The organism is Kribbella voronezhensis (assembly GCF_004365175.1).
Classification (GTDB): domain Bacteria; phylum Actinomycetota; class Actinomycetes; order Propionibacteriales; family Kribbellaceae; genus Kribbella; species Kribbella voronezhensis.
Genome location: NZ_SOCE01000001.1, coordinates 5486864 through 5506422, shown reverse-complemented (window position 1 = coordinate 5506422; position 19559 = coordinate 5486864). Strand labels below are relative to the sequence as shown.

The following is a 19559-nucleotide window of genomic DNA, read 5'->3' as shown; positions in this document are numbered from 1 at the left end:
GTCAACACCCGGCGCCCATCGCATAGATGTGCTTGCAGGGCTGATTCGGATCGGCGTCCGGACGTTGCGGCAGCGGCGCGTTCACCTTGAGCCACCACTCGAGGAAGCCCGTGTTCAGGACATGCGGCGCCCACAGCCGCTCCCAGTGCGCCTTGCCATCGGCGCCGTTGACGTAGTTGAAGGTCGCGTTGCCCGTCCATGCGCCGAGTCCGGCGCCGCCGATACCGACGGTGATGGCGGCGGCGGCCCCGCACGCAATGGCCGCCGGAAGGCACAGCAGGGCCAGGGCTCCGCCGCCCATCCCGCCGAGGATCATCGCGGTCGCCTTGTCGTCGGAGTCCTCGCCCGGGTCCTGTCCGTGGATCGAGGCGCCGCCGTACGGGTCGGGTTCCCCGCCACCACTCGCGCCGCCACCACCGCCCTTGGGCTGGTCGGTGATCACCTTCGCCGCGACCGCCCACTTGTGGGAGGCGTTGGCGAAGTCGTCGAGCAGGGCACTCATCTTCCACAGGCTGTTCGCGCCCTGGCTCGGGTCGGTCAGGGAGGTGGCGGCCTTCATCATCTGATTCAGGTCCTCGCGTTCGTCCGGACCGACGTAGCGCTGGATCTTCTTGACCACCCTGATCAGCTGTTTCACCAGTTGATGGATGATCCGGACGATCTTCTTCTCGACCGTCTCGTAGTGCGCCTTGTAGGCACCGAGCACCGCACCCAGCGCGTACATCCCGAGAGCCTTCGCCATCGTCGCCAGCGCACCCAGCACGGCCACCCACGCGTGCACCAGGATCCGGACCTTCTGGTACTCCACTATGCGCTTGGTGATCACGTAGGTGACCGTCTTCATCACCGTGATCGTCTCGGTGACCGTCCGTTGACCGTCGGCGTCGCTGAAGCTCACGGGATTGTTGTTGGCATAGGCATAGCCGTTGAGTTGCTGCGGATCGTTGAAGTCGGCCACCGGGTCGACCGAGATGAACCGGCCGATCGTCGGGTCGTACTCGCGGGCACCCAGATGGGTCAGACCGGTGGAGTCGTCGTTGGTCCCGCCGACGAATCCTCGCTGCCCCGGCCAGCTGGCCGGTACGGCGCCACGGAGCTCGCCGTACGGCGTGGACCGGCGCTTCTGGCCGACCAGGGTGGTGGCGTCGATGCTCAGGTTGGCCGTGCCGTGGTTGTCGGTGCTGAGCCAGCTCAGGTCGCTCGCTCCCTTGCGGACGGCAACAGTCTGTCCGCCGTAGGAGTAGTACCGGGTGCCGACCACGGTCTTGTCCGGTTTCATCAACAACTCGGTGCCGTCGAGGTACAGCGTGGTTCCGGTCGGGTCGCGCCGGATCAACCGGTTGCCGTCGGCGTCGTACAGATAGGACGTCGACTTGCTCCCGGCAACGACAGTGCTGAGGTGCCCCTCGTCGTCGAAGGTCGAGGTCTCGCCGGCGTCGTTCAGGGTCCGGGTCTTGAGGTTTCCGGCCGCGTCGTAGGTGTACTGGTTGGTGTTCGCCCCGTTGGTGACCTTGAGGAGCGAGTGCGGCTGCACTCCGTTCGTCGGGTAGCTGTAGGTGCTGGTGGTCGCACCCGTCGCCGTGGTCCGGGTCTCGGTCTTGCGGTTGCCGGACTTGTCGAACGTCCAGCTGTGCCAGTACGGCGCGGGACCGCCCAGCTTGGCCTTGTCCGGCGCGGCCGCGCAGTTCCCGTCGGCCGGGGTCCAGGCCTGAGTCATCCGGCGGAAGGCGTCGTATCCGAAGCACTGGGTGTCGTCGCTCTCACCACTGGACTCCGCGGCGACGTCGGTGAGCTGCGTGATGTTGCCGGCGGCATCGTAGGTGTAGTTGAGGTCGGCGTACTTCTTGGTCTCCGACTTCGTCACGGCCCGGGACAGGCGGCGGGTGACCTCGTCGTAGTCGAACACCTGCTGGACCGGCTGACCGTTCCGCGACATCGTGATGCCGGACGTCTCGCCGAAGGCCGTGTACGAGGTCTGGGTGATGTAGGTGTCCGCGCCGGTCAGCGTGCTCGGCTGGTTCTGCGCGTTGTAGCCGACCTTGAGGTCCTCCTTCGGCAGTCCACCGACCGCGGGCACCGAGGTGGTGTCGAGCTGCCCGTCAGGGGTGTAGGTCTTGCCGATCGGGTAGGTCCCGGCCAGTGCGCCTTCCGAGGCAGGGATGACCAGTTCGGTACCGGTCGGCTTGCCGTCCGCTTCGCTGTAGCCGGTCACCCTGGTCGTGTAGGCGTTGCCGTTGACGTAGCGGGTGGAGCTGGTCAGCGAGCCCGGTTTGATCGAGTCGTACTTCCATTCGCTCAGCATGTTGGCAGCCGTCTGCACGAGTCCCTTGTAAACGGCGGTCTTCCGCCCCGCGTTGTCGTAGCTGTACGACAGCACCGTTCCCCGGCCGTCCTTCTGGGAGACGACCTGATCGAGATCGTTGTACTCGTACGTCGTGACGCCGGTGTCGGGATCCTGACTGCGGATCTTGCGGCCGCGCACGTCGTAGTCGAACTTCCACAGGTTGCCCGCCGGGTCCTTCACCGTCGCCAGCTGACCGGCCGGGTGGTAGGTGTAGAAGGTGCTGTCGTAGGGGCCTGTGGCCGAGTCACCGAGGTACTGGCGCTGCTCGATCATGCGGCCCTGGACATCGTTGATCCGGGTGGTCGCCTGCTCACCGGTCGGCGGGTCGATCGTCTGCCGGTCGGCGCCGTTGAGGTGATCGACGCTCCACTGGACCTGGTCCTCGGAGACGAAGCTCTCCTTCACCGGGCGGTCCTGGTTGTCGTACTCGGTGACCTTCTGCGCCGGCAGTTCCTCCTCGTTGGGTTCGAAGTAGTCGGTGCCAGGCGGTGCCTCGTTGTAGAACGGCCCGTTCTGCTTGCTCTGCAGACCCTTCGAGTCGTAGACGTAGTCGGTGATCAGCCGCCCGACGCCGTCCTTCGACGGCGCCTGCGTCTGGATCTTGCGCATCAGTCCGTCCTGCAGCTCATAACTGGTGTCGACCCCGACGCCGTCGGCCTTCAGCGTCTTGGTGGTCACCACGCCGGCACCGTCGGTCCGGACCAGGTACTGGTACTCCGTGTTCGGGGTCTGCGAGGTGGTCCTGCCCGGCTGCCAGATCTTCGTCACCCGGCCGAGGCCGTCGTGAGCCGTCACCGTCCTGCGGCCGGCCGGGTCGGTGACCGCCGTGGTCAGGCCGTTGCCCGGATCCACCTCCGTCGTACTGGTCTGACCGTTCGGCTGGATCACCTTGGTCGCCGTCACCGGGCCGGTGGCCGGCACGTACTGCACCTTGGACTCGTTGCCGACGGCATCTTTCGTGCTCTCGACCCGGCCGTAGGCGTCGTAGCTCGACGTGGTGACGGTCTGGTACGTCGGCGCCCCGTCCGGCGTGAATCCGGACAGCCGTTGCTTCGAGGTCTGATCGCCGCGGACCACAGTGCCCGCCGCGGCGTTGTCGTAGCCGGTCAGCTCGTCTGCCAGCACCTGCGCGTTGGTCGCGGGCTGGTCGCAGGTGACCGAGACAGTCCGCTTACGCACGATGACCTCGGACAGTCCCTTCGCCGGATTGGCCGCATAGGTGAACGTCGTACAACTGTCGTCCGCGGCAGTGGCCAGGTCGCCCTGATCACTGGTCTGCTTCAGCACACCGACCGGCACACCATCCGGGTCGTTCTTCTCCGCATAGACGTTCGTGCTGGCACTCTTCCGGGTACCGCCGCTGACCACTTGCTCCTGCCAGGTCTTCTTCTCCTGCACCTGGTACGAACTGGTCGTACCCCACGGACGGACCCGGGTCGCGGTGGGTGCTGACACCCACTCGTCGGTGATGCTGCGATCGGCTATCGCGGTCCCGTCGTAGACGATCTGCTCACGGCGCTGGCCGGACAGCGGATTCAGGTCGGCGAGCTTCACATGGTTGCTGTCCTCAACGGTCTCGGTCTTGACGCCGCCGGCCGCGGTCCGGTCTCCGTCCATCCCGCGGAAGTAAGTGTTCTCCTCGACGTCCTGCTTGCCCGCCACGGTTCCCTTGGTCACCCTGACCTTGCCGAACCCACGCCATTGCGACCACGTCTTCTGCCCGATCTCGACCAGGCCGTCCTCCTCGTCGAAGCGCCAGGCCGGCGGCGTCAGGTACTCGAGGCTGGTGACCATCGGCTCGTTGCCCGTGGTCAGGTCGGACTCGGTCACGTTGTCGATGACGTACTTGTTGAACCAGTCCTCCCGCTCGGCCTGCCCGGTCGGGGTCCACTTGATCGGATGGCACAGCTTTCCGTTGGTGTCCGGCGCCGGTACGTTACCGGGCAGACTGCAGTCAGGCGTCTTGTAGTTGACCGAGATCTCACCACCGGTGCCGTACTTGATCGCCTTGATCCGGGGCCATTCCAGCTTCGTTCCGGCCGAACCCGCGACCCGGTTGGCCAGCATCGTGCTGGCGAAAGTGATCGCGGGCAACTGGACGGCCGTGCCGAGCAGTCCGGTGTTGCTGATTCCGTCGAGCCACAACCCGGCCCGCTCGTTGTCGCCCTTCAGGTAGGTCTGCTGCATCCGCCACGAGCTGACCGGCGCGAACGAGCCGTCCCGCCAGACTTCCGTGGTGATCTTGTCCAGCCGCTTCTTGGTCCAGAACGTCGGGCTGAACTTGTTGTTGCAGTTCGTCGGACTGGTGCATTCCTGGTCCAGCGGGGTGTCCGGGTAGTCGCTCGCCGTACAGGTGTTGAGGCACCGTTCCGCGGTGTTGAACTGGACCCGCCCGACCGCCTTGCCGGAGAAGACCTCACCGTCGCGCTGGCCGTACTCGATCCGCTTGACGTTGCCGGCCCTGGTGTAGGAGCTGACGGTGGTCGCGGTGGCGTTGCGGGAGTAGTAGTTCGATTCGGTGTCGTAGAACAGGCTCATGGTGTTGCCGTGCACGTCGACGACATAGTCCAGGTTCCATCGGTAGGCCTGGTTGCAGTACGAGTCCGCGAAGACCGTCTGGTGGCAGGGCTCCTTGTCGTTGTTGCCGTACACCGGAACGGTGAAGGCCGACTTGGTCTCCTCCTTGTTCACTGCGGTGTCGTAACCCGGCAGCTGGTTCAGGCCGAAGTAGTACTTCGTCCCGTCCTTGCTGGTCACGATCCAGTACTCGCCGTCGGCGTCCCCGTTGTGCTTGGCCGGGTCCTTCACCCGCTCGATCTTGGTGCCGTCGTCACCGCGCGGATGCCAACTGCCGGAGCTGTCGTCCTGAACGAGTTCGCCGCCGGTGCCGTTCAGGCTCAGCATCGCGTTGTCGGTGGCCCAGCACAGGTCGCCCACGACCTTGGTGCCGTTGTTGCCGTTCTGCTCCGACTTCGTCGCGCACGAGGCGTAGCGTCGTTCGATCGATCCGCCCGGGGCGAAGTCGAACCCGGCGCCGACCCACGACGACTGGTTGTTCGCCGTGGTCGTCCGGCCGTCGAGGCTGCCCGACGAGTAGGCGATGCCGAGATCCGGCTTCGGACCGCCCAGGCTCGGCGGCACCTGCAGCGGGTAGTTCCAGTTGAAGTCACCGGATGAGCCGCCCACCTGCCAGGTCGCGGTCGGGCTCAGGCTGGTGGCGCCAGTGTCCCCGTCCGCGCCCGAAGCACCCGCCTGTACGGCGTACAAGGTGTTGGCGGGGGCAGCGGTGACATCTGCCGACAGCTCACCTGTCCCGTCGTTGTGAGTGGGCAGCGGGATGCCGGCACAGGCCGCCTTCTCCGGTGTCGTCAGGGCGCACGACGGAAGCTGGACCACGCGCAGCCGGCTGCCCCAGTCGGCGCCGAAGGCTTGTTTGAAGCGGGAGTAGTCGACACTCAACGCGATTCGGCCGGCCGCGCTCCGGCCGTCGGACCGGGCGACCTGGACCAGGAGCTGGTCCTTGCGCTGTCCGAGGAGGTCGACCCTCACCTTGGCCGGGCTCGCGGCAGCGAGCGCTCGACCGGTGCCTGCGGCAACGGCACCGACCTTCACCGGCATTCCGGTTGCCTGAACCGTCGAGGTGGCCTTGAGTCCCGCGGTGGGCACGGTGACCTCGGCAACGGCGGGCTTCGGCCAGTTGACCGTCGGTGTGCTCGTCAGGGCACGCTGAGCGTCCAGGTCCGCGACCCCGGGCTCGGCTCGCAACGTCTTGCCCGAGACCGACTTCGGCTTGCTGGTGCTGAAGCTCACGTCGTCGTGCTTCGGCTGCGGGACCGCGGTCGCCTGCAATCCGTGCATCGAGACGATCACACTTGTACTCAGCAGCGTAGCCAGCGCGATCCTGGCTCGCCGGATCGTCACAGGATGCAGCCTGCGGTTGCCCATGGGGCCCTCCCAGCGTGGTAGTTGACCCGCTGAGTTCAATCCGGTCTGCGCCGGATCGCAACACATTCGACCGACCTCGAAGCCCCCTGGCACGGGTATTCGATCCCGGTCGAAGAGGTGGATTTCGCGCCGGTTCTGTCGTCCGGCGTGGGCCCCGTCCTCAGTTCACCGGGCGGATGATCGGGGTGATGGTGAGGTTGTCCAGGCCTAGGGGTTCGAGGGCGGTGAGGGCCTGGTCGTCCAGGATGCGGAGGGTGATGTTGATCGGATGGTTGCCGACGCTGCCGCCGTAGCTGAGGGGACGGAGTACGGCGGGCGGAATGGCGCCGACCCGGTCGCGGAGTTTGTCGACCTCGGTCTTGCTGAGCTTGACCTTGGTGACGCACAGGTTGCCCTTGAAGACCGGCGCGAGGAGCTGGCGGAGCTGGGCGGGATCGCCGTGCGCCACGCCGACGATCAGGACGCTCGGGGAGCCGTCGCCGTTCGCCCGGCCGATGGACAGCTCCTGCAACTGGTTCGGGCGCGCGTCGACGAAGGCCGCGACGGCGGGGGTGACCAGATTGTCGGAGGTGCCTGGCTTCCAGCCGCCTGGCGGTGCGGCGCACGGAACCTTGGGCCCGGCATCCGGCGTCGCCACGACGGGACCCTGCTTGTCGACCGCGATCTTGTCGCCGCCCCAGCTCCCTTCCAGGTGGGCGAATCCGGCCTTCACGCCCTGCACCGTGGACAGATCGGTCAGCCGGTCCACGTCGACCCCGGTCAGCACGAGCTCGGCACCCTGCTCACATTTCGCCGGCTTGGGACCCTGGCCGACCACGGCCGGGAGGCTCGTCACGACGGGGAAGCAGTAGACGACCGGTTTGCCCGGAGCGGCGACCACCTCGCCGTCGACCTGGACCCGGTCACCGACCCGCACCTGCAGCGGATGCTTCTTGGCCCCGGCGATCGAACCCAGCGCCGTCGACGCTGCGGGCTGCTTGCCCTGGGCAACGGAAGGCTGGTGCTTGTCCGGCAGGACGATCAGAGCGGCCGTCGCGATCGCCGCGACGCTGGCGGCGGCCAGCGCCGGGACGAGCCAGCGGCGCGCCTTCTTCGCCGGGACGATCCGGGACAGGTCGGGTTCGGGCGGGGACGGCTGACCGGCCCGCCAGTCGGCACCGGCCTTCGTCAGCAGGTCGTCGACCTCGTCGCTCGGGCTCATTCGCTGACCTCCAGCAAGGAGCGCAGGCGGGCCCGCGCATCGGAAAGAGTTGATTTGACGGTGCCCTCGGAGCACCCCATCACCGCCGCCGTGTCACCGATCGACAGGTCGGCGAAGTAGTAGCAGTCCACAGCCAGTCGCTGCCGGGCGGACAACCTGGCGAGCGCCTGGTCCACGTCCACTCGCGCTTCCACGTCCGGCCGGGCTTCGGCGGCATCGTGGTCGCCGAGCTCCGCGACCGGCCGCAGTCGCCGGGCTGCCTTGCGAGCCTGGTCGGCCGTGATCGCCAGCAGCCACGACGACGCCGTACCACGGGACGCGTCGTACTGCTGTCGCTTCATCCACGCGCGGGCCAGCGACTCCTGGACGATGTCGTCGCGATCGGCTCCGACCGCGAGCCGCGCGGCCAGCCTCGCCATCGCGGCCAGATGCGGACGCACCCAGTCGACGAACGCCGCACCGTCCGCGGGCGGAGCCGTGGCACCCGCTCGCTCATCCGTCATCGTCGACACACCCTGTCTACCCGCGAACGCCCGGTCCGGTTGGGTCCCGCCACCAAGTCAACGAAACCGCAGTCACCGGGTCATGGTCGCAGCGAACCGGCAACCCGATCGCAATCAGCCGAGCCGGACCACGGTTATCCACAGATTGCCGAAGTCGCCCCACAGCCGCGCCCCGGCTGACTACCGTCGAAGCAACGAAATCGACTGGGGAGATTCCGATGCCGCCGCCAGAACTGGACGACCTACCGGAGCCACGCGACCTGCACGCCCGCCTCACCACCCACCGCCCCCTCGACTGGGGCGACCCCCTCCCCACCAAGACCGAGATCGCCGTCCAGTTCGATGAAAGCGCGGCCGTCCGCAGCCTGGCGATGCTGAGACGGGCTGCCGAGGTCGAACGCCGCGTGACGGCGGACTTCACCGAAGTTGTGCCGTCGGGCATCGAGCCGCATCACCTGCAGCACCGGATGAAGTCGCCGCAGTCGCTGGCCCGCAAGCTCAGCAAGTTCGACAACTCCGGGCGTGTCCTCTCGCCCGAGGACCTGCTGCGCTACACCATCGTCGTCCCGGAGCCTGATGATCTCGTCGCCGCAGCCACCGACATCGTGCGCGACCTGCAGGCGAAGGGCTGGACGATGGAGTCCGCACACCACTCGTATGTCGACGGCAGCAGGTACAAGGGACTGCACACCTTCCTGCGCTGTGAAGGCGAACTCGTCGAGCTACAGATCCATTCGCGGGAGTCGATCGAGGTCAAGACCCGGACGACTCCCCTGTACGAGATCGAGCGCGATCCGCGTCAGCCCAGGCAGGCCCGCGTCGCCGCGCGAGCGGCGTGCATCAGCTTGTCGGACGGCCTGCGTCAGCCCACTGGTGTCGCCGAACTCACCGAACTCGGTGGCGTGCCGGTCGAAATCAGAAAGTACGGTGGTGGCCACGTCGGCCCCGCGGCGCGGCCGGCCGCAGGTCAACCGGCTCGCCAGGAGCGGACCAAGCCTGGAGCTACCCCGACAGTGAACCCTCGAGATGGGATCGAACGATGACACGGCTCTACCTGGTCGCTGAAGGATCTCATCGGCTCTGGGTCGCGGCCCTGATCGACGAGGACATCTGGACCTACGTCGTGAACACCGGCCGGTTCCACCGCAACGACGGCATCCGGCACGACTACTTCATGACCAGGGAACTCAGCTACACCGATATCGGCCTCGCCGAGGCGCGCCGGCTGATCTCCGCCGGGGTCGGAACCGTCGACCACATCATCTTTCCTGATGCGTTGAGGCGTTGGCAGGCCGACACTGAATCCCTCAGCCCTGACGAGGTCTTCTCGGCGCACATCGCTGATTTGGCTTAGGGGGTAGGGGTGGCGGCGGTGTAGAGGCGGGCGATGATGGATTCGATGGTGGGTTCGGCGACCGAGAGGTCGACGAGGGGGTAGTTCGCGGCGATCTGGGCTACCAGGGGTGCGGCCGACGTGCTGGTGGGGAAGGTGAGGTGCTGGCGCGGGCCGTCGACCTTGGTGACGGTGGCGCCGTCGACGGTGATGGCCGGTAGAGAGGAGGCGAGATCGACCACCAGAGTGCGCGGGGCCGACTGGCTGGCGCGCAGGCCGGCCAGCGTGCCGTCGTACACCTGGCGGCCGTGGTCGATCACCATCACGCGGGAGCAGAGCGCCTCGATGTCGTCCAGGTCGTGGGTGGTGAGGATGATCGTCGTTCCGCGCTCCTTGTTGACCTCGGCAAGGAATTCGCGCAGCCGCGCCTTGCTGATGATGTCGAGCCCGATCGTCGGTTCGTCCAGGTAGACGATCTCCGGATCGTGCAGCAGTGCCGCCGCGATGTCGCCGCGCATCCGCTGACCGAGCGACAACTGCCGGACCGGTACGTCGAGCAGGTCACCGAGGTTGAGCAGTTCCACGAAGGTGGCCAGGTTCTCGGCGTGCCGGGCCCGCGGTACGCCGTACATCTTCTGCAGCACCGCGAACGAGTCCTTCAGCGGCAGGTCCCACCACAGCGTCGTGCGCTGGCCGAAGACGACGCCGATCCGCTTGGCCAGCTTCATCCGGTTCCGCGACGGGTCGACACCGGCGACCCGGATCGTACCGCCGGTGGGGACGAGGATGCCGGTCAGCATCTTGATCGTGGTGGACTTGCCGGCGCCGTTCGGGCCGATGTAGCCGACCACCTCGCCGGGCTCGACGGTGAAGGACAGCCCGTCGACCGCCCGCACCTCCCGCCGGGTACGCCGCAGACCGGTCCGGCTGGACACGGTGAAGGCGCGGGAGACGTTCTCCAGTTCGATGACGCTCACAATCAGCTCCCAGAACTTCGATAGCGACGAAGACCACCGCGCCAGGCGAGTGCCGCCAGCGCGACCATGACGACCGCGACGGCCGGCGCGAGCAGGCCGGTCCAGCCCGCCAGCCCGAGCGGGGCCGGCTTGTCCAGCACATAGAGGACCGGGTAGTAGTTGACGAAGGCAAGCGGTACGACGAACGTGACGGCCCGGACGATGTTCTTGCCGAAGATCGACAGCGGGTACTGGGTCAGGAACTGCCCGCCGTAGGTGAAGGAGTTCGTCACCTCGGCCGCGTCGATCGAGATGAACTGGAACGCGGCTCCCAGGACGAAGATCGCGCCGAAGATGATCGCCCCACTGATCAGGGATACCACCAGCAGCATCACCTTGGCGGCCGTCCAGTCGACCTGCAAGTTGCTGAGGGCAACCACCATCACGATCAGCGCCTGGATCGGACGCCCCAGCCTGCGGAGCGCGAAGTTGTCGCTGACCGCCTGCAGGAAGGCCGGTACCGGCCGGACCAGCCAGACGTCGAGATCACCGGCGCGGATCCGCTGCCCGATCCGCTCCACCGAGCCGGTGAAGAGGTCAGCCACACCGAGCGTCATCGACGCCGTGCCGTAGAGCAGCGCCATCTCGGCCAGGCTGAAGCCGCCGAAAGCCTTGAGATGGCTGAACATCAGCAGGATCGCGATGAAGTCGGTGCCGGTGATCAGCGCCTGGGCGATCAGCATCAGCACGAACGACGCCGGGTAGGCCAGCGACGACCGGATCCACATCGTCACCAGCATCCAGTACTGCGCGGGCGCGCGGCGCAGCAACTCAACCACCGGCGACCACCACCTTCCGGGTCGCGAGCATCGTCGCCAGCCGGCCGGCCAGCACCAGGACGACGATCCAGAACAGCTGGAACATCAGCGCGGACGTGATCCCGCCCGGATTGCGCCCCAGCCAGACATCGATCGGCACCTGCAACGTCGCCGCCCAGGGCGTCGCCCGGGCCACCTCGCCGATCCAGCCGGGGAAGACGACCAGCGGCAGGATCGTGCCGGAGAAGAACAACGACAGCACCATCGCGAGGCTCTCCAGCCCGCGCGAGTCGGTGATCCAGAAGCCCGACAGCGCGACCATGTACCGGATCGCGAAGCTGATCAGGATGCCGAACGCCAGCGTGACCGCGACCGCCAGCCACTGCACCGCCGAGGTCGGAAAGGTCAGGTCGAACACGAGCGCGCCGACCAGCAGCGGAACCCCACCGCGGGTCACCAACTGGAACCAGGCCCGGCCCGCATCGACCGAGAGCCACCAGACCATCAGATCCGTCGGCCGATACAGGTCGACCGCGATCTCACCGGTCCGGACCCGCTCGCCGAGCTCGACCGTGGTGGTCGCGCCGAAGATCCCGATCGGCGCCAGCAGCCCCTGCTGGAGCCAGACGAACGTGAGCGCGTCGGACTGGTCGTATCCGCCGAGCCCGGGCGAGATGTGCCACAGCGTCAGATAGACACCGCAGAAGATGAAGCCGAAAACGGTATTGGTGAACGCACCGGACAGGGTGGCGATCCGATAGGTCGAGAACCGCCGGAACGATCGCACCGCGATCGCCCAGTACACCCCCACGCCGTACCTCCTCTGGTTTCTCTGGGTGGTATCCGGCGTCAGCGGCACGCAGAACTACCCCGGATCCGTCAGGACCCGGGGGTTCGGACACCACTGTGGCGGCATGCAGAACACGCCGTTGTCAAGGGAAGGAGAGTGACGGTACGCCGGTGCGCTGGCGGGCGTCAACTCGTTTAGGTGAGCTCCGCCTCCAGCACCTGGGCCAGCAGGGTGGCGAAGCGACCCGGGTGGCTCGCGTACCCGTTGTGCCCGCCGGGGAAGCTGACGACCGGCCAGCCGATGACGTCGGAGAGCACGACCACCGGCTGAGCCGGAAGATGCCTGGCCGCGTCCACACCGGCGGCCGGGACCACCTTGTCGGCAACCGCCTTCAGCGCAACGAGATCCGGCCGATACCGGGTGAACGGCAACAACTTGTGCGCGAAGAAGGTGCCGGCGTTGGCTTCGGTCCGGTCCAGCAACTCGCGGAATTCCGGGCGCAGGTCCTCCGGCGCGGGCAGGTCGTCCTCGTCCAGACCGGTCCCACCGGCATAGAGCAACTGCGCCATCGGCGCGCCTTCCCGCTGGTAGGTGCCGTAGACGTCGGCGAAGAACGCCCGCGCGTGCTCAGCCTCCGCGAGCAGTTCGACGGCCGGCGGCTCGTGCGCCACGAGCATCCGGACCCGCTGCGGATACCTGCTGATCAGGTCCATCCCGGTGATCGCGCCCGTGCCGGTGCCGAAGACGAAAGCCGGAGCGTCGGGCGAGAGCAGATCGATCAGGGTCAGCGCATCCGCCGACGAGAGCTCGACCTGGTCATCGGCCGGCCTCCCGGCGTACGGGCTGCGGGAGTTCCCGCGCGGGTCGTAGGCGACCACTGTGTACTGCGTGGCGAGCGGTTCGACGATGCTGTCGAACGCACCCGAGTCGGTCCCGCCGTCGGCGATCAGCAACAGCATCGGCCCGGAACCGGTCACCTCGTAGTGCAGGGTCGCGCCGGGCACGGCCAGCTTGTTCAGCGTCTTCGCGGTCATCGCGCAACCTTTCCGGCCAGCACCCGCTGCAGCAGGGTGGCGAACTCGAACGGGTCACTGGTGTAGCCCCCGTGACCACCAGGGAAAGCGACCACGGACCAGCCGAGTCGCTCCGACAGCGCCAGGATCGGCTCGGCCGGGAGGACCTTCGACGACTCGCTGCCGACGGCCGGTACGAACTTGTCCTCGAGGGCGACCAGCGCCGCGACATCCGGGCGGTAGCTGATGAACGGCAGCAACTTGTGCTCGTAGAACACGTCACTGTTGGCGTCCATCCGCTCCATCACCTCGCGGAACTCCGCCGGCAGCTCGGCCAGGGGCGGTAGCTGGTCGTCGTCGATGCCGATCCCGCCGAGGAACAACTGGTCGGCCGCCGCCCGGCCCTCGCGCCGATAGGTGTCGTACACCTCGAGGAAGAACTCTCGCGGGTCGGTCGGATCCGGCAGCAGCTCGACCGCCGGCGGCTCGTGGGCGACCAGCAATCGCACCCGGTCCGGGTGCCGGACGAGCAGTTCCATCCCCGTGATCGCTCCGGAACTACTGCCGAACACGTACGCCGGTACGCCGGGCGCCACCGCGTCCAGGACGGCCAGCGCGTCCTCGGCGGCCCGATCGACCTGCTCGTCCTCGGGTGCGCCGGTGAACGGACTCCGCGAGTTCCCGCGTGGATCGTAGGTGACCACGGTGTACTGCTCGGCGAGCTGCGGCACGATCCCGTCGTACGCCGCCGCGTCGGTGCCCCCGCCGGAGATGAGCAGGAGGACCGGGCCGCTGCCACTGACTTCGCAATGCAGCGTGGCTCCGGGCACAGACACCAGGCGAAGGGTCTTCGTGGTCATGACGGTCACCTTTCTTTTCCAGTGACCTAACCTTCACGTCCCTCGCTGGCACGCCACGCACACGCCGCTGACACGCAGGACGTCAGCCGACCCGGATCGTGCCAGCGATGCTCCGTCAGCCGGCCTCGATCGTGCCAGCGCGGTTCCGGCAACCGGCTTCGGCGAGGTCCGGCGCAGTTCCGTCAACCGGCTTCGGCGAGGTCCGGCGCAGTTCCGTCAGCCGGCTTCGGCGAGGTCCGGCGCAGTTCGGTCAGCCGGCTTCGGCGATGTCCGGGGCGGGGATGCCGTCGGTTTCGTCGAGGGCTGCCCAGGGATCGCGGGGCGGGGCGACTCGGCGGCCCTGCGGGCATATCCGGGCGAAGTCGCACCAGCCGCACAGCGGGGACGGCTCGGGCGGGAAGAGCTCGTCGGCCTCCGCGGGAGTCAGCCCCTCGCGCCACTTCGCCTCGGCCGCGGCGGCGTCGTCCGCGATCGACTCGGCGCGGCGCTGGTGTCGGGCCAGTGACTGCTCGTCGTGGTCGGCGACAGCGATCGTGTTCGTCGGCAGGTGATGTAGCTCGACCCGCGTGCACGGGCGGTGCAGCACCCGGCGCGCGCCGAGCACGTACAGCGCCATCGCCAGCGAGGACCTGGCATCTGTGCTGGTGAGCGGCCGGCGTCCGGTCTTGTAGTCGACGATCGCGAGCTCGGTGCCGCCGCTGCCGTCCCGGGCCGGGCGCTCGTCGATCCGGTCCACCCGGCCGCGCAGGCTCGCCCGCTCGGTGGTGAACGACACGGTCCGCTCGACGCCGCGAGGCTCGAAGTACGGATCGGCGTTGTGCAGGTAGGTGGCGACCATGTCCGCGGAGCGCTCCCGCCAGACGGCCGACTGATCGAGATCGCGGAAGCCTTCGTTCCGCCAGCTCGACCGGACCTTGTTCACCGCCTCCACCCTCGTACGCCGGGAGGCGGGCCAGCGCCAGAACTCGGCGAGCACCTCGTGGACGATCGCGCCGACCGTGTTGTGCGCCCAGGGCGGGCCCTTCGGCGGGCGTGGCGTCTCGAGGTAGGTGTAGCGGTACTTGCGCTTGCAGTCGGCGAAGTTGAGCAGCTTCGTCGGCGTCGCGACGAACAGCCTCGTCGGCATCCCGGGCAGCATGTCGTTCATCGGTCGGACCCTATGCCGCCGGCCGTCAGCCGGCCTGGATGAAGTCGGTGACCGCGTCGGCGACCAGCTGGACCGCGATCGCGCTCAGCAGCAGACCGGCGATCCGGGTGACCAGCAGGACGCCGTTCTCGCCGAGGATCCGCATGATCACGCCGGAGAAGCGCAGCGTCAGCCACATCACGATGTGGATCAGCACGATGCCGACCGAGATCGCGACGACGTCGGCCAGCTTCCCGTCGGCGCGCTGCACGAACACCATGGTGGCGACGATCGCACCCGGCCCCGCGAGCAACGGCGTCCCGAGGGGGACGAAGGCGATGTTGACGTTCTTCGTCTGGACCGGGTCCTCGGCCGTGTCAGTCAGCAGCTGCAACGCGATCAGCAGAAGCAGCAGGCCGCCGGCGCATTGGAGCGCCGGCAAGGTGATGCCCAGGTGCTGCAGGATCTGCTGGCCGAAGGCGGCGAACACCACGATCACGCCGAAGGCGACCAGGACCGCCTGCCAGGCCGCCTTCTTCCGGACCGCGCGCGACTGGCCGGCCGTCAGTGAGATGAAGACCGGCACGGTGCCGGGTGGATCCATGATCACGAAGAGCGTGACGAAGACCGAGCTGAGCAACGAGATGTTGATGATGCTGTTCACGGCAGGTAGGCCTCGGGCACGGTCGCGTCGGCGGCCGCGGCGTTCGTCTTGGCGACCTCGAGCAGCGCCTCGAACTGCTCGGGCTCGGTGCTGTTCACTCCCAGCTCGTGGTCGATCTTGCCGGCGCCGTGGTGGTCGCTGGAGCCGGTGTAGATGATGCCCAGGTTCTGCGCGATCGCGCGCAGGGCGACCCGAGACGCGGGTGAGTGGTCCTGATGGTCGACCTCGATCCCGGCCAGACCGTGGTCGGTGACGAATCGCGCGATCGTCTCCTCGGTGATCACCTTGTGACTGGACCTGCCCCACGGATGCGCGATCACCGGCACACCGCCGGCCTCGCGGACGAGGTCGATCGCGCGGCCCGGGTCGATCGCGTAGTGCGAGACGTGCCCGGGACGGCCGTCGGCGAGGAACCGGTCGAACGCCTCCCCGCGGTCGGCGACCGTGCCCTTGGCAACCAGCGCGTCGGCGACATGCGGCCGGCCGACGGACGGCGTACCGGTTGCCTGGGCCAGCACCTCGTCGACGGTGAGGTCCACACCGAGTGCGTTGATCCGGGCGACGATCGAGGGAATCCGGTCGGTGCGCCCGTCACGGACCGTGGCGAGCTCGCGCGCCAGCGGCTCGTATGACGGATCCAGCAGGTACCCGAGGAGGTGGACGCTGATGCCGTTGAGCTTGCAGGAGATCTCGATCCCGGGGACGAAACCGACCGCGAGGTCCTCCGCGGCCCGGCGACCCTCGGCCCAGCCGTCGGCCGTGTCGTGATCGGTGAGCGCGATCACGTCTAGGCCGTCCCGCTTCGCACGCGCGATCAGGACGTCGACCGGATCGGTGCCGTCCGAGCGGTTCGAATGGGTGTGCAGGTCGATGCGCACGAGCGATCGGGATCCTTTCTCTGGACAACTGTCAGCAGTGATGCTATCGGTGTCCGGCGCTTGCTCTTATGGTTCTCCACATGGATGGCGACCGCGTCGAGTGTGTCGGGGCTCTCGTGTACGACGACGAGCACCGGTTGCTGCTCGTCCAGCGCGCCAACGAGCCGGGTCGCGGGCTCTGGTCGCTGCCCGGTGGGCGGGTCGAGCCGGGCGAGGACGACTCGACGGCGCTGACCCGCGAAGTCGCGGAGGAAACCGGCCTCGCGGTCGAGGTCGGTTCGTTGGTCGGCGAGGTGGAACGCGATGCTCCAGGTGGTCGCCTCTATGTGATCCGCGACTACGAGGCGGTCCCTGTGGGCGGCGTACTGACGGCGGGCGACGACGCCTCAGCCGCCAAGTTCGTCAGCCGGGAGGAATTCGAGAACCTTCCTACGACCACGCTCCTGGCCTCCACCCTCGCCCAATGGAACGCCCTCCCCGGCTGAGGCCCGCAGATTGCTGGATTGGGTTGAGCGGGTTGCCTGGCTGGGGGTTTAGCAGGTTGCTCGGCTGGGGGTTGAGCGGGTTGCTTGGCTGGGGTTCAGCGGTTTGCTTGGCTGGGTTCAGCGGGTTGCTCGGCTGGGGTTCAGCAGGTGGTGACCGGGACGCGGCCGGCGGCGAAGGCTGCCGGCGTCACGCGCATGATGCTGCGGAACTCGGCGACGAGATGCGACTGATCGAAGTACCCGGCCTCCGTCGCGATCCTCGACCAGGAGCCGGCTCGCCCGAGCACGCTCCGCACGCGGTTGATCCGGGCGAAATGCTTCGGCGAGAGACCCACCGCCTCGATGAACACGCGGCGCAGGTACCGCTCGCTCACACCCGCACGACCGGCTGCCTGCGCGACCCGGGCACCCGCCGACAACTCCTCGATAGCCGCAAGGACGAGCTCCGAGCGCCCCGACCGACCCTGCCGATCCGGCGCCTTCGCAGCCAGCTGCCGTGCGAGCAGGTCCACTGCGCGGTCGGGATCGTCTCGATGCTCGGTCAGCTCGGCGGCCAGCGACGTGGCTGCACTCCCCCACAGCTCGGTCAGCGGTACCACTCGATCGACCAGCTCGTCCCCGCCCACGCCCAGCAGCGATCTCACGCGCCCCGGCTGAATCCGCAATCGCACCAAAGCCGGCAATTTCTTCTTCGCCTGGTACGACGCCTTGGTGCGCGGGCCGGTCACGAGTACGTCGGAGTCGCCCGCGGCTGTCATCCGCCAGACGACCGTGGTGGCCGGATCCGGCGGGAGCACGAGGACCTGCGAGTCGCCGGCGGTGGAGCCGTCGTCGTACTGGACGCCGACCTCCTCGATCCATGGGGTCATCTGCCGAGCGTAGCCAGTCGCCGGCGGCCTGCGTAGTACCGAAAGTTCCTATTCTTGGGGGCTTCTGGTCGACCACAGTGGCGCCATGTTCTTGATCACGGGTGCGAGTGGCACCATCGGTAGCGAAGTAGTCCGGCAATTGGTTGCTCACGGCAATAGGGTCCGTGCGATGACACGTACTCCGGGCGCTGTCGGGTTGCCGGTTCCCGTAGTACAAGGGGATTTGGAGAAGCCTGAGTCGTTGGCGGAAGCCGTTGACGGGGTCGAATCGGTGTTCTTGCTCACTGCCCCTGGGCCGTGGGTGCCGGAGCATGACCGGGCGATGGTGCGGGCGGCGAGCGCGGCCGGCGTACGGAAGATCGTCAAGCTGTCCGCGATCGGCGGCTCGGACGAGAAGTTGCCCGGAAGTTGGCATGTCGCCGGTGAGCAGGCAGTTCGCGACAGTGGACTGGCGTGGACGATTCTGCGGCCTGCGGGGTTTGCCTCGAACGCGCTGCGCTGGGCGTCGGCGGTGCGGGCCGGTCAGCCGGTACCCAATCTGACCGGCTCCGGCCGACACGGCTTCGTGGATCCCCGCGATGTGGCGGCTGTTGCCGTCGAGACGCTCCCGCTTGGCTCGTACGACGGCGAGGTGCTCACGCTGACGGGCCCCGAATTGCTCAGCGTCTCCGACCAGGCGGCGCGACTGTCCGCCGTACTACGGCGCGAGGTCGACGTGGTCGACGTACCGCCGTCGATCGCCGAGGAGCAGATGCTCGCCGCGGGCTTTCACGAGGCGGTGGTGACAGTGGCGCTTCGAGGCGCCGAACTGATCCGCACTGGGGGCGCCGAAACCCTCACCACTGACATCGAGCGAGTGCTCGGCCGGCCACCCGGCACCTTCCGCGCCTGGCTGGAAACCCATCGCGCCGCCTTCGCGTGATCGGTGACACTGGCTGGATGGATGCGGCTGAGGTGGTGCGGGCGATCGAGGGCAACGCTGCTGAGCTGTTGATGCGGATGGGCGCGGTCGGTGGTGGCGAGCAGCGGGAGACCGGCGGGGTACGGTGGAGTATCGGTGGGTCACCGCTCGACTATCACAACGCTGTGGTCGAGGCCGACTTGTCAACTGAGACAGCGGATTTGGCGATCACCGAGTCGCTGCGGTTGATGAACTCCCACAGAGTGCCCGGGACCTGGCATGTCGGGCCGTCGATGCGACCGGCGGATCTCGGCGAGCGGCTGGTGAGGGCCGGCTTCACGGCCGATGGAAGCGAGCCGGGGATGGCGGTCGAGCTCACCCAGCTGGTTTCTCCCCGCCCGCTTGATGATCTACGGATCACTCGGGTTGAGGACGACTCGGATCTCGGTGTCTGGCAGGCGACGTTGGCGCGCGGCTTCGGGGAGGGCGAGAAGGAGGCCCGTTGGGTGGCGGAGATCTACCGGCGCGAAGGCTACGGCGACCCCTGGCGGCACTACCTCGGCTGGCTGGACGGTGAACCGGTCGCGACGACCACCGTCTTCCTCGCGGCCGGCGTCGCGGGCGTCTACTTCGTGATGACCGTCCCCGAAGCCCGCCGCCGCGGAATCGGCGCCGCCATCACCCACGCCGCGTTGTGCGAGGCCCGCGACTCCGGCATCGCGTACGGCGTACTGGGCTCGTCCTCGGCAGGACGTCCCGTGTACGCCGGACTCGGCTTCCGCGAGTACTGCACGATCGAGCTTTACGAGTGGTCAGCGGGCTGACGGCGACGACGCGGACCCGGCGAGGTCTCGCCGGGTGACCAACGTCCCG

General features: G+C 67.8%; 17 protein-coding genes. 5 read left to right on the top strand and 12 right to left on the bottom strand.

The genetic code is table 11. The features are described from left to right. Window position 1 precedes the first annotated feature (1 nt). The 3 genes from EV138_RS25765 to EV138_RS25755 all read right to left on the bottom strand — a co-directional run bounded on the left by EV138_RS25765 (window position 2) and on the right by EV138_RS25755 (window position 7993). Entirely contained in the window at window positions 2-6289 is a 6288-nt protein-coding gene (locus tag EV138_RS25765; RefSeq protein ID WP_166678676.1) for an RHS repeat domain-containing protein, read from the bottom strand. A 160-nt stretch (window positions 6290-6449) separates the two neighbouring features. Continuing rightward, complete coding sequence (locus tag EV138_RS25760) at window positions 6450-7490, bottom strand: hypothetical protein (RefSeq protein ID WP_133981332.1); 1041 nt, start codon at window positions 7488-7490, stop codon at window positions 6450-6452. Continuing rightward, a complete protein-coding gene (locus tag EV138_RS25755) occupies window positions 7487-7993 on the bottom strand; it encodes an RNA polymerase sigma factor (RefSeq protein WP_166678675.1) in 507 nt (168 codons plus the stop codon). Before EV138_RS25755 ends, EV138_RS25760 begins: the two co-directional genes overlap by 4 nt. A 218-nt stretch (window positions 7994-8211) precedes the next feature. Between EV138_RS25755 and EV138_RS25750 the strand changes: the two genes are divergently transcribed. Both EV138_RS25750 and EV138_RS25745 read left to right on the top strand, forming a co-directional pair. Then, window positions 8212-9036 (top strand): hypothetical protein, encoded by an 825-nt coding sequence (locus EV138_RS25750; protein ID WP_133981330.1) that lies wholly within the window; start codon window positions 8212-8214, stop codon window positions 9034-9036. Beyond that, window positions 9033-9347 carry a hypothetical protein gene (locus EV138_RS25745; RefSeq protein ID WP_133981329.1) on the top strand — a complete coding sequence of 105 codons (315 nt, stop codon included), beginning with the start codon at window positions 9033-9035 and terminating at the stop codon, window positions 9345-9347. Before EV138_RS25750 ends, EV138_RS25745 begins: the two co-directional genes overlap by 4 nt. Here the strand turns inward: EV138_RS25745 and EV138_RS25740 are convergent. The 8 genes from EV138_RS25740 to EV138_RS25705 form a co-directional block, all read right to left on the bottom strand. Then, on the bottom strand, window positions 9344-10303 hold the full coding sequence (locus tag EV138_RS25740; protein ID WP_133981328.1) for an ABC transporter ATP-binding protein: 960 nt from the start codon (window positions 10301-10303) through the stop codon (window positions 9344-9346). The genes EV138_RS25745 and EV138_RS25740 overlap by 4 nt on opposite strands. Window positions 10304-10305: 2 nt before the next feature. Beyond that, window positions 10306-11121, bottom strand: a complete 816-nt coding sequence (locus tag EV138_RS25735; protein WP_238158352.1) for an ABC transporter permease — start codon at window positions 11119-11121, stop codon at window positions 10306-10308. Continuing rightward, window positions 11114-11911 (bottom strand): ABC transporter permease, encoded by a 798-nt coding sequence (locus EV138_RS25730; protein WP_133981327.1) that lies wholly within the window; start codon window positions 11909-11911, stop codon window positions 11114-11116. Before EV138_RS25730 ends, EV138_RS25735 begins: the two co-directional genes overlap by 8 nt. Before the next feature lie 173 nt (window positions 11912-12084). Next, on the bottom strand, window positions 12085-12924 hold the full coding sequence (locus EV138_RS25725; protein WP_133981326.1) for an alpha/beta fold hydrolase: 840 nt from the start codon (window positions 12922-12924) through the stop codon (window positions 12085-12087). Continuing rightward, the gene (locus EV138_RS25720) at window positions 12921-13763 is read right to left on the bottom strand and encodes an alpha/beta fold hydrolase (protein ID WP_133981325.1); all 843 of its coding nucleotides are present in this window, start codon (window positions 13761-13763) and stop codon (window positions 12921-12923) included. Before EV138_RS25720 ends, EV138_RS25725 begins: the two co-directional genes overlap by 4 nt. Before the next feature lie 250 nt (window positions 13764-14013). After that, a complete protein-coding gene (locus EV138_RS25715; protein WP_133981324.1) occupies window positions 14014-14910 on the bottom strand; it encodes a RecB family exonuclease in 897 nt (298 codons plus the stop codon). Window positions 14911-14935: 25 nt separating this feature from the next. Beyond that, window positions 14936-15553 (bottom strand): MarC family protein, encoded by a 618-nt coding sequence (locus EV138_RS25710; protein ID WP_133981323.1) that lies wholly within the window; start codon window positions 15551-15553, stop codon window positions 14936-14938. Then, window positions 15550-16431 (bottom strand): PHP domain-containing protein, encoded by an 882-nt coding sequence (locus EV138_RS25705; protein ID WP_133981322.1) that lies wholly within the window; start codon window positions 16429-16431, stop codon window positions 15550-15552. The genes EV138_RS25710 and EV138_RS25705 overlap by 4 nt, the downstream gene beginning before the upstream one ends. Before the next feature lie 80 nt (window positions 16432-16511). On the opposite strand from EV138_RS25705, the gene EV138_RS25700 reads away from it, so the two are divergent. Beyond that, complete coding sequence (locus EV138_RS25700; RefSeq protein WP_112244085.1) at window positions 16512-16916, top strand: NUDIX hydrolase; 405 nt, start codon at window positions 16512-16514, stop codon at window positions 16914-16916. Window positions 16917-17056: 140 nt separating this feature from the next. Here EV138_RS25700 and EV138_RS25695 read toward each other — a convergent pair whose 3' ends face one another. Next, on the bottom strand, window positions 17057-17785 hold the full coding sequence (locus EV138_RS25695) for a helix-turn-helix domain-containing protein (RefSeq protein WP_133981321.1): 729 nt from the start codon (window positions 17783-17785) through the stop codon (window positions 17057-17059). A gap of 85 nt (window positions 17786-17870) precedes the next feature. Here EV138_RS25695 and EV138_RS25690 point away from each other — a divergent pair, with 85 nt between their 5' ends. Together EV138_RS25690 and EV138_RS25685 are read left to right on the top strand one after the other, a co-directional pair. Further along, window positions 17871-18707: an NAD(P)H-binding protein gene (locus tag EV138_RS25690; protein ID WP_133981320.1), complete on the top strand. Its 837-nt coding sequence runs from the start codon at window positions 17871-17873 to the stop codon at window positions 18705-18707. A 17-nt stretch (window positions 18708-18724) separates the two neighbouring features. Further along, window positions 18725-19510: a GNAT family N-acetyltransferase gene (locus tag EV138_RS25685; protein ID WP_133981319.1), complete on the top strand. Its 786-nt coding sequence runs from the start codon at window positions 18725-18727 to the stop codon at window positions 19508-19510. The last annotated feature ends 49 nt before the right edge of the window (window positions 19511-19559 follow it).